The sequence below is a fragment of the Blautia sp. XA-2221 genome, assembly GCF_028767025.1.
Lineage (GTDB): Bacteria > Bacillota > Clostridia > Lachnospirales > Lachnospiraceae > Blautia_A.
The window spans coordinates 1-13008 of the sequence record NZ_JAJQXX010000023.1 but is presented as its reverse complement, the minus strand read 5'-3'; the positions used below and the strand labels follow the sequence as shown (position 1 = coordinate 13008).

Sequence of the window (13008 nt, the reverse complement as noted above, 5' to 3'; positions counted from 1 at the left end):
TGTTTTTCAAAGTTTCGTTTTTCGGAACAACGAAAAACTCCACAATGTAAAACAGGGCCTTGCCCTAACAATAAAAAAGGAATCCGGCCCTAATCAGACCGGACCCCTTACTGAGTCTATTTCATTCTTTCGTATGAAACAATTATGCTCCGAGAAGTTTGCCAAAGTGTTTGATTGTACGAACCATCTGGCTTGTGTAGGAGTTCTCGTTGTCATACCAGGAAACTACCTGTACCTGAGTTGTTCCGTTATCAAGCGGAAGAACCATAGTCTGAGTAGCATCGAACAGAGAACCATATTTCATTCCTACGATATCGCTGGATACGATCTCGTCTTCGTTGTATCCGAAGGACTCGTTGGAAGCTGCTTTCATAGCTGCGTTGATCTGCTCTTTTGTTACATTTCCTTCAACAACTGCTGTAAGGATTGTAGTAGAACCTGTTGGGGTTGGAACACGCTGTGCAGCGCCGATGAGCTTGCCGTTCAGCTCCGGAATAACAAGACCGATAGCTTTTGCAGCACCTGTGCTGTTCGGAACGATATTAACTGCAGCTGCACGGGATCTTCTCAGATCGCCTTTTCTCTGCGGTCCGTCAAGTGTCATCTGGTCGCCTGTGTAAGCGTGGATTGTGCACATGATACCTGTCTTGATAGCTGCAAGATCGTTAAGAGCTTTTGCCATCGGAGCAAGGCAGTTTGTTGTGCAGGATGCAGCGGAGATGATCTTGTCTTCGCTTGTAAGACCTTCGTGGTTTACATTGTAAACGATTGTCTTAAGATCGTTTCCTGCCGGTGCGGAAATGATAACGTGTTTAGCGCCAGCATCGATATGAGCCTGAGCTTTGTCTTTGGATGTGTAGAATCCTGTACACTCAAGAACAACGTCTACACCGATTTCTCCCCAAGGAAGCTCTGCAGCGTTAGCTTTTGCGTAGATTTTGATTTCTTTTCCATCAACTGTGATAGAGTCTTCTCCAGCCTCTACTTTGTCACACAGTTCATATCTGCCCTGTGTAGAATCATATTTTAATAAGTGAGCCAGCATTTTCGGGGAAGTAAGGTCGTTGATAGCAACGATTTCGAATCCTTCTGCTCCAAACATCTGACGGAAAGCCAGACGACCGATACGGCCAAATCCATTAATTGCAACTTTTACTGCCATGATAAATTCCTCCTATGAATTAAATGGTTGATTATGGCGCTCCCTATATTGTTAAAGAAACGTCAACCTGAACATATTGTATCGAATCTCATACAAAAATTCAAGACTATTTTGGAAAAAACATCACAAAAAAAGTAAATCTCTGTGCTATAATCGACTTATAACATACATAACGGAGGGTTTCTATGAAAAACAGCATTTTATGGGACTGTCATATGCACTCTTCTTTTTCTGCCGATTCCGACACAGACATGGAAAAAATGATCCAAAGCGCTATATCATGTGGACTTGAAGGAGTCTGCTTTACCGAACATCTGGATCCGGATTATCCTCCCACCCCGGAACAGCAGATTTTTCATCTGGGTCTTGACGCATATGCACACAGACTGTCTTTTCTGAAAGAAAAATATAAAGACAGCATTGTTGTAAATTTGGGTATCGAATATGGGCTTCAGCCTCATCTGAAAGAAAATTTAAAAAATCATCTGAAAATGTATCCATTTGATTTTGTAATCGGCTCTTCCCATGTGGTCCACGGTTCTGATCCCTATTACGGCGAATATTTTAAAGATCGGGAAGAGACCCGGGGCTACAGGGAATATTTTGAATCGATCCTTGAAAATCTGAATGTGTTCTCAGAAATGGATGTCTACGGACACATCGACTATATTGTACGCTACGGTCCAAACAAAAATCTTTATTACAGCTATGAACGATATCAGGACATTCTGGACGAAATACTTCGCACTTTGATCCGTAAAAATATCGGAATCGAACTGAATACAGGCGGTTATCATTATGGACTTGGAGAGCCTAATCCCTGCACTGCCGTGATCCGCCGTTACCGCGAACTTGGCGGTGAGATCATTACTGTAGGTGCTGACGCCCATTCTCCGGAAAAAATAGCCTTCGCCTTTGATAAAGCAGCCGAGGTTCTGAAGAACTGTGGTTTCCGATATTATACGATATTCAAAAACAGAACACCGGAATTTATCAGCCTCTCCTGACAAAGTCAATAGATCAGATTTTCCGGCAGTATATTTTCTACCCCGGAAAATCTGATACCTGTATATGCAGTTTATTAAGGAAGTTTTTTGCTGTCCACTCCGTTCACAGCGCTTGATTATTTAAAATCTATGCCGCCTTCGCATTATCATTGATTCCTTCAATAACCTTTCTTATTCCCATCCATACATTCAGATCAGTAAAAATATCTGCAACACTCCCCCGATCTGTGAACGGCGACTCCTGTAGTACAGATAAATCTTTCATCAAACCATTATGTACGATATATTCCACAATCTGATTTACAAAATAAATCTGTCTGCTGTCCAGATTAGCTTCATTCAAATATTCAGAAAAAGCTTCTTTTGCAGTGTTCATATCCAGCCCCACTATCTCACGGACAAATTCTCCCAGCGGCTTGTCCCCATACTCTGCTTCATACTCGTCCTTCGTTCCCAGATCACTCCACAGAATTTTTTCCAATATTTTAATATCATCCTGCGTCATTGGCTTATTCTTTTTCAGTTTCGCAATGACAAAATCATCTTGGTGCTGACGGACATAATATTCTGCCTTTGCCTTATAGTTCTTCAGATCATCGTTCTCCAGTTCTGACTCTTTCCATTCGATAGACAGAATATCATCCTCGAAATTTGTGTCATAACGTACTTTCTTTTTCGGAAGATACTTCATCAGATCACGAAGGCTTTCCCGAATATGTTCAAATTCATTGATTCCAGCACGATTCAGATAATCCGTATGAAGAATCTGATTGATCAGCTCCGCCTGTACCATAATTTCCGGTATGTTTGCTACCGTAGAAATCGCACTGACTTTTTTCAAGAGATCACTCCTGGCTTTTCCATATTTCTTTCCGATCAAATATGCCAGCTCTATACCGTACATCAGTGCATCAAACCGAACTGCACTTGCCTCATCTCCATCCGGTAGGATCAGAGGAGCCAGTTCTTCCCTTACAAGCAAGGTATCCTCATAACTCAGAGTCTGATAGTTGGAATGATTGGAATACAGATCCACATATTTTAAATGTTGACGAACTGCAAAGTTTTCCCGATTTAGTTCCTGAACTTTTTCACTCATATGCTGTATCAGGGCATTCCGGTAGGCAATCAATCGTTCTGTCTGATATTCCACATCCTGTAATTTGTAAGTAATCTGAAATTCCAGATTAAAGATTGCTCCCTGCAGCGCCATCATATTAGCAGTTGCCTTCCCTTTGTTCATACGGAAAAACTCAAAATTGCCACAAAAATCAAAAATATAAAATTTTTGCTTGTCCTCTCCGTCCAGCAATCCAGGACACAGACGGGTTCCTCGGCCAATCATCTGCCAGAATTTCGCTTTGCTCATAACTTTCTTAAAAAAGACAAGGTTTAATACTTCCGGCACATCGATTCCTGTGTCCAGCATATCCACGGAAATAGCAATTTGTGGAAGTTTATTGGGTTCTGAGAATTCATCAATAGCACTCTGGGCATAAGTCATATAATTGTCAATGACTTTTGCATATCCCGGCAAATTCGGATATTCTTTTCCAAAAATCTCCAGAATCTTTTCCGCATGATCGTGATTCTTAGCAAAAATAATCGTCTTTCCTAAAGTTTCTCCATAATTGATACGAATCCCTTTGGTCATAAGAATATGCAGAACCTTCTTTATGGTATCCTCATTGAACAGCCAGGAATTCAATGCAGAAGAACTGATTTTTTCAGGCAGTTCTCCATTCTCGTCTTCAAACGTATCTTCATAGGTTTCCTTGTCTTCTTCTGATAATTCATCGTACACAATTCCCTCTTCAATAAATTTCAAGGAAGATTCTACGGAAAGAAAATCTACCAGATAGCCATCTTTGACAGCCTGTGCCAGTTCATACCCATATGTGGGCACGCCATTTTCCAGTTCAAAAATATTGTAGGTATTCTTATCAATTTCATCCTTTGGTGTAGCTGTCAGGCCAACCAGCGGCGCATCAAAATAGTTAAAAATATCTTTGTATTTATTATAAATAGATCGATGGGCCTCATCACAGATTACCAAATCAAAATGTCCGCAGGTAAACAGTTTTCCTTCCTCATCCTTTACAGAATCAATGCAATTCATCATGGTCTGATAAGTAGAGAAAACACAGTGAGCCTGATAATTATCCTTTTCCTCGCATAAATTAGTCACTGATAAATCCGGAAGAAGATTCACAAAACTTCTTTTTGCCTGTGTAACCAGAGAATTTCGATCTGCCAGGAACAAAATATTCTTTACCCAGCCATGCTGTAGCAATACGTCGCACAATGAAATAACTGTTCTTGTTTTTCCGGAACCCGTCGCCATAACTAACAATGCTTTCCTGCGATTTTTATTTCCAAAGCTGTCACAAACTGCCTTAACCGCACCTTCCTGATAATACCGTCCCGCAATATTCTTATTTACAGTAATATGCTTCAGACTTATCTTCATAGACTGCAGATTGAACCACTTTTCCAGATCCCGTTTAGAATATATCATAGATACTTTTCGTTCCGGATACTGCCCGTCATCAATCCTCGTATGAAATCCATTGGTCAGAAAAATAACCGGTCTTCTGCCGTACTGTTTTTCTAACAGATCTGCATATAACTTTGCCTGCTGGCGTCCTTTTGCAACATCCACACAGGTACGTTTTGCCTCAATTACCGCAAGCGGTCTATGAGCATCATCATAAAGCACATAATCTGCATATCCTACCTCTGATTTATTTGGCATTCCCGGAAGTTCCACTTCATTGATCCAGTTTTTCCCTTCTGTCCATCCTGCATCCATCAACATGGTATCTATGTAAATCTTTCGGGTCTTATACTCAGACAAATCAAGTGGTTTCGGTACATACGTCTGTTGCTGTTCTTCACGTCTTGCAGTCAGTTGCTCTTTCAATGACTGATTTTCTGCAATGAGAGCTTTCAGATCAATTTCCTGATGCTCAGTCAAGGAATACTCTGAAATTTTTGAGTCTTGTTTTAACAACTCTTTATTATAGGGCTTATACACATAGTGCTTTGAATAACAGCAAGCAACAAAATCCAGAAAATAATACAGATTTTGTAAACACAGACACGCTACATCATAAGTTATTTTCTGTCCTCTATGGGCAACTTCATTTCCTCGAACTCTAATCAACTTCATTCTATTCCATAAGTCTGTATTATCAATCAAATTCCGAAACTCTTCTGTTCCCATCAGACTGGCTAATGTGTCCTGATATGGCATAACAAGAGAACCATCCACTGAATACATCCATTTGATGGCAAACTCCATTGCCCGACGACAATTAAACACACAGGCCTCCATATCAATATGTAATAGTTTCTCCGCTGAAATGGCTACATCTGCGAAAGAATCAAATTGCGGTTCTTTCTTAAGGAAATCAAAATTGGTCATAAAAATCACCCCATTCTTCTTTATTTTCTACCTTACTTTCAATACAACTCCTCTGCTATTACCTCAAATCACTCAAAAAACACCTGTTGCTAACGGTTTTAATCCATATCTTTTACCACTTCACATAAATGATACATTGCCATTTATGGCATCTCTGGCTTTTTTATCTTGATTTTGGTTATGTTCAAACTGCCGCATCTGATTATAATAATCAGCATTTACATAATTCTGATTAAATATCATATTGTTAAAATATGAATTCATCACTTGCTTTCCTTTATCCAAAATATTTCTGTATTAAACTATCAAATAATAATGGTATCCCATCTAATACTTTTTTTACAGAAATTTTGATTTGTCGGTCTGGGCGACGAAGGCAGCAAACTCATTTTGCAAAGCCATAGGAGGAATAATTATCTTAAACTCTTTTAGCCAACCTGTATTTAAATTTGGCTGTCCTCCGCCAACAACTTTCTGTGCTACTTGTTCGGCAAAAAAGCCATCTCTCATCCAATGCTTTAAATATACATTCGTCACTTGTCCTTTTGCTCGCAAAAAGCCAAGACTTACAAAGGTACAAAGTTCTTCATCTACATCCAAAATGACTGGATGCCCTAAGTTTGAACCAACCCTTGAAAACAAAACATCTCCCATTAGTGGTTTAGTTCCTTTAGGGGCTTTTTCAAACTCTTCTCTTGAAATATATTTTACATCTGATAAATCAAGATAATCACACGAAGTATTTTTCGCTGATATGAATTTCACGCCATCTTCAACATAGGTAGGTGTATGAGTTAAGCCTAAATATATTTCAGCCACATCATTAATTTTTCCATATGGCATATTCTTTTCGTTATGACTTTGATGACCAAAGAGTTCGATAAATCGGGCTCTGGTAAGGTCATCCCACTTTTCAAGTTCTTGTCTTCTCAATTTAATAATCTTATTAATCTTTTCAAGATGCTTCACAATATTCATCTGTCTCTCATAATCAGGTACATTGATTTCAATATTAGCTACAATTTGCTTTGAAATCTCTTTAAAAGTTGCACCTCTCCCTAGTGAATTAAGAAATTCTGTATTACCTTTCAAAAACCAATACAAATATTTATTATTGATTTTTTCCGAACAAATCAGGTTCTTAAATCCTTGATTACAATACATTTCACATCCTGCAATTGCCACTTTACCAATTGGTGCTCTTGAAGAAAGAATTACTGTACCTTCAGGAAAAGAAGAAAGACCTGATTTCTTAACTGCCAACTCTGTGATTTTACGTACAGTATCCGTAATTATATATGAATCATTATCAAGTTCTGCTGGTGTAATCCATTTCACATCCCCATCCCAATATTCTTCAATACTTGTCTTTGGAGTGCTTCCGGACACAATCTCACATATATCACCTAGTTTATATCTTTCCATTTATCATCCCCACAAATCCGAATTGAATTTTAGGCGATGAATTTTTGGTGAGATGTTTTTACATTTATTTGATTGACAATCGCATATTGCATGGTTGTATCAATCTGAGAATGACCTAAAAGCTTTTGTACCTGTTCAATTGGCATACCTTTATCAATTGCTCTTGTTGCCATTGTCCGACGGAATTTATGTGGATGAATTTTTTCCATATTTAATTTTCTTCCAAGCGTACGAATACGGATCTCTACTCCGCTAATCTTCAAGCGATCATATGGCGCATCTAATGTAACAAAAAGTGCTGGATTACTATCTTTTCGCTCGCTTAAATAATTTAGCAAATGAAGCTTTGCTTTTGCATCGAAATAGACCCTGCGTTCTTTATCACCTTTTCCAAATACAACACATTCTCGAGCTTCAAAATCAACATCAGAAATATTCAAATTCACCAATTCACCAACACGTATACCTGTTAAATAAAGCAAATCAATCATAGCCAAATCCCTAGGACATTGACAATGATCTCTAAGCATTTCAATTGCCTCATCTGATATAATTTCTTTTACAGGCTGTTTCGTTTTAATTTTGTGAATGCGTCTCATAGGACTTTTCAAAATGTAATCTTCTTCCTCGAGCCACGAAAAGAAACTCGAAATATTTCTTCTCACATTATCCACTGTTACTTTACTACAATCATTGATTTTCTGATAATCAACAAGATATTTTCTAATTTCCTCTGTTGAAATTTTTCTCACAGGAGTTTGGATTTTTTGAAGCAATTTATCTACGGTTACACTATAATATTGAATCGTTCGTTCAGAACATCCTTCAATACGTTTTGCGTCTAAAAATAGCTGTAAATACTCATCATTTGTTACTTCTTCTTTTTGTATTGTGTTTTCTGAAAATGTTTGTAACAGTACTTCCTGCAATTTTTTCATTTGAGAAATATTTAAATAATCAGCCATTTTGTTAATAATCATTACAATTTTCTCTTCCATGTTGGTCTTCTCCTATTAATACCAACATCCTACATCCATACTTTTTAAATCACTTTATTTTCTAAATAACATTCTAACAAATAGGATGGATTTTCATAATACATACTACTATTATAATCATCAATCTTATCACTAAGGAAAGAATTATAAACTTTTATCAATGCGTCTACTACATCAATTTTTTCATATTCTGCTACAGCTTTTATCAATCTCTTATATACTTTTCCCATATCCCAATGGGATGGTATCGAGTATTTACATTCTTTTACATTATCAAATGTTCCTGTAGCTATTTCTGCTTCTTTAATAAAATCTTCACTTACACGATTTATATTATCACTATGATAAACATCTGCTAAATTGTAAATCTTTGAAATATTTTTTTTGTTCAATGCATTGACTACATCTTTTCTTCTGTTTTTTGTCACTCTGGCGATATAATCGATTAGGGAGCATGTAAAGAATAGATTGTTATCTTTTGTAGATTCTCTTCCTATATTTTGCATTAAACAACCTCCTCAAATCCTCGATATTCCAAACATTCCAAGGCTTCTTTCGTACAAAAATTGATTTGATGTGTCGGATACTTAAATTTTGCCATAATCCAGAATTGCTCTCTTGTTATACTTCCATCTATATAATCGGAAATATAATTGTAGATTTGATCATCTGCCATTGCTCCGATTACAATATCATATGTATGTGTTTTTCCACTTCTACAATCTATGATGAAATCTAACCACTCATCTGTCATTTCTCGAAATTCTTTTATCCGTAACTTAGAATTCAAACGCACATCATAAATAGATACAATCTTTGTATCATAACGTTTCGCCCATCTCTGTGCCTGTTCTTTTATGATGGTACAATAAAATCCATTACCAAAATCCTTTGTATTTCTTCCAATTCTAATTTCTGGACTTTTAACTGGAGTATATCCACCATGATAAACTGTCATTATTGCCATTGAAATACACTCCTTTCATTATCCAAAATATTTTTGCATTAGACTGTCAAAAAGCAATTGTGTTTTATCTAAAGCAGCTTGAATTGCAACTTTTGATTTGTCGGTTTGTTCTATAAATCTTATATATTCCTTTTGTAATTCAATGGGTGGTATTACCTGCTTATATGCTTTCATTATAGTAGTATTTAGATTAGGCTGCGTCCCTGCTGGAGCAATTGCTCTGAAATGCTCTGTCATTTGATTCAATGCCTGCAATAAAAATACTTTATCAAGCCTTTCGTCTATATCTTCCATTGCAAGCCAACCATCGTGAATGCATCCATCAAAGGTAATAATCCTCGCAAATCCTAGAGAAACTCCACAGTTTGCAAATATCAAACTACCGGTCTTTACAAGTCTGCTCTTCTTTACACCTTCTTGAATAATGTGCTCATTAGTCGACCTTAAATAAGTATTATCTCCATCCGTTGCATCACCTATTTTTATCCAAGGAACATCCCCTCCTAGGAATTGTTCTATTGGCCTTGGTGAACCACCTCTGACAATGGTACAAAGTTCTCCTAAAGGCTTACAATCCCAATTCTTATCATTGATATTAATATCACCAAACATCTCGATAAATCGGGCTTTGATAAGATCATCTAGTTTCTGAAACTCTTGTTTTCTCATCTGAATAATCCGTTCGATTTTCGAAAGATTATCTACAATTTTTTGTTGACTTTCCATTGATGGTAATTCTATTTCTATTTTTAATAGATCTGATTTAGTAAGGCTTGGTATTGTAACAGCCTTATTTAATCTTTCAAAATCAAAATTCCGGCAGAAATAATAAAGATATCTTGGAAGTAACACTTCTCTTTTTGCCGATAATCCAAAGGCCGTATCAACATTCCAAAATGGTTCTTCGACAAAAATGGGATTGTTTATACTTCCTTTTCTGCCAATAATCACTGTGTCTGCTTCGCAAATATAATCATCAGCATACCCCATTATTCCACCACTTCCATAGATGGGGTATTCTCCATCCAGATTCTCAACATTTTTTTGATTACGCCCATTTCTTATTTCGAGTACGTCATTAAATACCATATCTTCATCCCCTACAAATCCGAATTTATTATTCATTATCTTTTCCCAGCATCTCATCCAACTCCGCCAGATTCTTCGTAATCTCCATTTCCAGCTCATGCAGATTCGCCATAATCTCCTGTGTAGAAGGATATTCTACCGGTACATATTCCACTTCTTTATACTTGTTAATAGAAAGATCATACTCATTGTCAACAATATCCTGTTTCTCTACAAAGAAAGACTGTTCTGTCCGTTTTCGTTCTGTCTCCTGCTCTCGTTTTCGGAATCTCTCTATAATATCCGGTATATCATTTTCATTGATTGGATTACGTTTATCATCCAGGCTAAATCCATCCGCCTTCATGTCATAGAACCATACTTTATCCGTTCCACCATGTCCTGTTTTCGTAAAAATCAAGATAGCAGTGGATACTCCTGCATAAGGTTTAAACACACCAGAAGGCATGGAGATAACCGCCTCCAGACAATTTTCTTCCACCAGTTCCTTGCGGATTGCCTTATGAGCTTTGGAAGAACCAAACAGAACTCCATCCGGAACAATACAGGCACATCTTCCACCTGTTTTCAGCATTTTCAAAAACAGTACTAAAAACAGAAGTTCCGTTTTCTTCGTCTTCGCAACTTTCAGCAAATCCTGGGATACGATGTCGTAATCAAGACTTCCCTTAAACGGCGGATTTGCCAGAATCAGACTGTACTTTTCTCTATCCGTATTTTGATCAGAAAGGCTATCTCTGTATTCAATATAAGGATTATCCACTCCATGAGTCATCATATTCATAGCTCCGATACGCAGCATGGTCCGATCCATATCAAATCCGTGGAACATATGATTCATATAATGCTCTTTATTTTTTCGATCAAAAAACACTTCTTCTTTTTTATTTTCTTTCAGGTATTCGCTGGCAGCCACCAAAAAGCCAGACGTTCCGCAAGCAGGATCACAGATGATTTCATTCGGTTTCGGATCCATTAACTCCACCATCATTTTAATGATGTGTCTTGGGGTCCGGAACTGTCCGTTTACTCCTGCTGTTGCCAATTTCGACAAGAGGTATTCATAAACGTCTCCTCTTGTATCTGCGTTTTTCAACTGTGCCATCTGATCATATATTTCATCCATGGCAGTTACAATTTTATCCAACATCAACGGTGTCGGTATTTTAAAGATTGCGTCACCCATATATTTAGTATAAGCACTTTCTTTATTTCCATGAAGATTTTTGATAAATGGGAACACCCACTCCTGCATGGTACTGTACATTTTCTGAGCCGGGAAATCATGAAATACACTCCATTTCAACTGATTGCCGACAATTCGGCGATCTCCGATCAGAACTTCTTCTGCAAAAATACTTTCATATGGAAGTCCTAGCATTGCGCTTTCTTTGATATGAAGATTATCTGCATCGTCCAGATCACGGATAAACATTAGATATGTCATCTGTTCAATCACATCCAGCGGATTAGTAAGACCTCCAGTCCAGAAAATTTCCCATAAACCATCAATTTTATTTTTCAATTCACCTGTTATCATATGATTTATTCTCCCTGTTCCATACATAGGCAGTATAACGACCGCCTCCAATTTTTAATATTTCACCTTTTTTCACCATGTCTGTCAAAGCACGTTCCACCGTCACACGGCTGATATCAGGACATTTCTCCATAATCTGCGCTCTTGTCATCTTTCCTATCGACCCACGGATAATCTCACGAACACGCTCCGGTTTCGCCATCCCACTGGTGGCCAGCAACTGTACTCTGGATGAAAAGTCACGGTAAGCTGCCACAATAACTCCCAGCATATACCGGACAAATGGTGCATCATCATTCTCCTCTTCGTTCCAGTTATAAGAACTCTCCTGCAGGGTTTCATAATAAGTTTCTTTTGTCTGTTCAATCAGCTTTTCAATACTGATATACATTCCCACAATATATCCTGCCCGGTATAACAAAAGCAGCGTCAGCAAACGACTCATACGACCATTTCCATCATTAAACGGATGGATACACAAAAAATCCAATATAAACATGGGGATCAGGATCAATGGATCACACCGGGAATCCTTGCAGGCATCCTGAAAGGATTCACAAATTGCATCAATATATGCCGGCGTTTCCCATGCCGGAACAGGCAGAAATCGTATCGATTTGTTTCCCTGTTCATCCTCCTGTGCAATCACATTATCGGATGACTTGAAACTGCCGCCCACATTTCCTGCGAATTTATACAAATCCCGATGCAGTTGAAGGAAGATGGATGATTTTACGGGTATATAATCATAATTTTGATGTATCATATTTAACACATCCCGATAACCCGCAATTTCTTTCTCACTTCTTGTTTTCGGCACCGTCTTATCACGAACGATTTTTTTTAAACGATCATCCGAAGTATAGATACCTTCAATTTTATTGGACGCCTCCGTACTCTGAATTTTTGCAACTTCCAGCAATTGGGTAAGCGTATCTGCTTTTGCCTCCACAAACAGCGTCTGCTCCCCCTTATACTCATGAATCTGCGCCATTAAAGTAACAATATCCGGTTGTAATAAACGTTCGTATCTATTCTCATAATCAAAAGTTCTCATGAAGTCTCCTTACAAACTCTCAAACTTAACTTAGTTCCATCTTATCACAAAATATCGTCATAATCAATTTCAATCTCGTCATTTTCTTTGTTTTGACGAGATTGACAACAAAATGACGAGTTTTAAAACCAGTATTAAGTTGTTTCTGACGGGTTTCTTACTCACCCATTAGAAATGTGCATCTCATGGCGCACACTAAAAATCCCCTTCAGAATACCACTCGTAAACAGTCCTAATTTTTTCACTGCTAAACCTTCTCCACGACAAACGCATGAGTAAATAAATTGTGAACACCCCTTTTTTCTGATAAACTAAAGAAAAAGGGGGTATTTCTTT

Annotated in this window: 10 protein-coding genes; 1 reads left to right on the top strand and 9 read right to left on the bottom strand. The window is 37.7% G+C overall.

What is annotated here, in order from left to right; genetic code table 11:
* Positions 1-142 precede the first annotated feature (142 nt).
* Positions 143-1162 (bottom strand): type I glyceraldehyde-3-phosphate dehydrogenase, encoded by a 1020-nt coding sequence (gap, locus tag LU279_RS13350; RefSeq protein WP_022068749.1) that lies wholly within the window; start codon positions 1160-1162, stop codon positions 143-145.
* Positions 1163-1347: 185 nt separating this feature from the next.
* On the opposite strand from gap, the gene LU279_RS13345 reads away from it, so the two are divergent.
* A complete protein-coding gene (locus LU279_RS13345) occupies positions 1348-2169 on the top strand; it encodes a histidinol-phosphatase HisJ family protein (protein WP_274422976.1) in 822 nt (273 codons plus the stop codon).
* A gap of 127 nt (positions 2170-2296) precedes the next feature.
* Here LU279_RS13345 and LU279_RS13340 read toward each other — a convergent pair whose 3' ends face one another.
* From LU279_RS13340 to LU279_RS13305, 8 genes are all read right to left on the bottom strand, one after another.
* Positions 2297-5596 carry a DEAD/DEAH box helicase family protein gene (locus LU279_RS13340; protein ID WP_274422975.1) on the bottom strand — a complete coding sequence of 1100 codons (3300 nt, stop codon included), beginning with the start codon at positions 5594-5596 and terminating at the stop codon, positions 2297-2299.
* A 339-nt stretch (positions 5597-5935) separates the two neighbouring features.
* Entirely contained in the window at positions 5936-7021 is a 1086-nt protein-coding gene (locus LU279_RS13335) for a restriction endonuclease subunit S (protein ID WP_274422974.1), read from the bottom strand.
* Between the two features lie 29 nt (positions 7022-7050).
* Positions 7051-8019, bottom strand: coding sequence for a site-specific tyrosine recombinase/integron integrase (gene xerA / locus LU279_RS13330; RefSeq protein ID WP_274422973.1), 969 nt, complete (start codon positions 8017-8019; stop codon positions 7051-7053).
* 44 nt (positions 8020-8063) lie between these two features.
* Entirely contained in the window at positions 8064-8525 is a 462-nt protein-coding gene (locus LU279_RS13325; protein WP_274422972.1) for a hypothetical protein, read from the bottom strand.
* Positions 8525-8986, bottom strand: coding sequence for a DUF3990 domain-containing protein (locus LU279_RS13320; protein ID WP_274422971.1), 462 nt, complete (start codon positions 8984-8986; stop codon positions 8525-8527). The genes LU279_RS13325 and LU279_RS13320 overlap by 1 nt, the downstream gene beginning before the upstream one ends.
* An 18-nt stretch (positions 8987-9004) precedes the next feature.
* Entirely contained in the window at positions 9005-10132 is a 1128-nt protein-coding gene (locus LU279_RS13315) for a restriction endonuclease subunit S (RefSeq protein WP_274422970.1), read from the bottom strand.
* Complete coding sequence (locus LU279_RS13310; protein WP_274422969.1) at positions 10104-11615, bottom strand: class I SAM-dependent DNA methyltransferase; 1512 nt, start codon at positions 11613-11615, stop codon at positions 10104-10106. Before LU279_RS13310 ends, LU279_RS13315 begins: the two co-directional genes overlap by 29 nt.
* A complete protein-coding gene (locus LU279_RS13305) occupies positions 11602-12672 on the bottom strand; it encodes a Fic family protein (protein WP_274422968.1) in 1071 nt (356 codons plus the stop codon). Before LU279_RS13305 ends, LU279_RS13310 begins: the two co-directional genes overlap by 14 nt.
* Positions 12673-13008 lie beyond the last annotated feature (336 nt).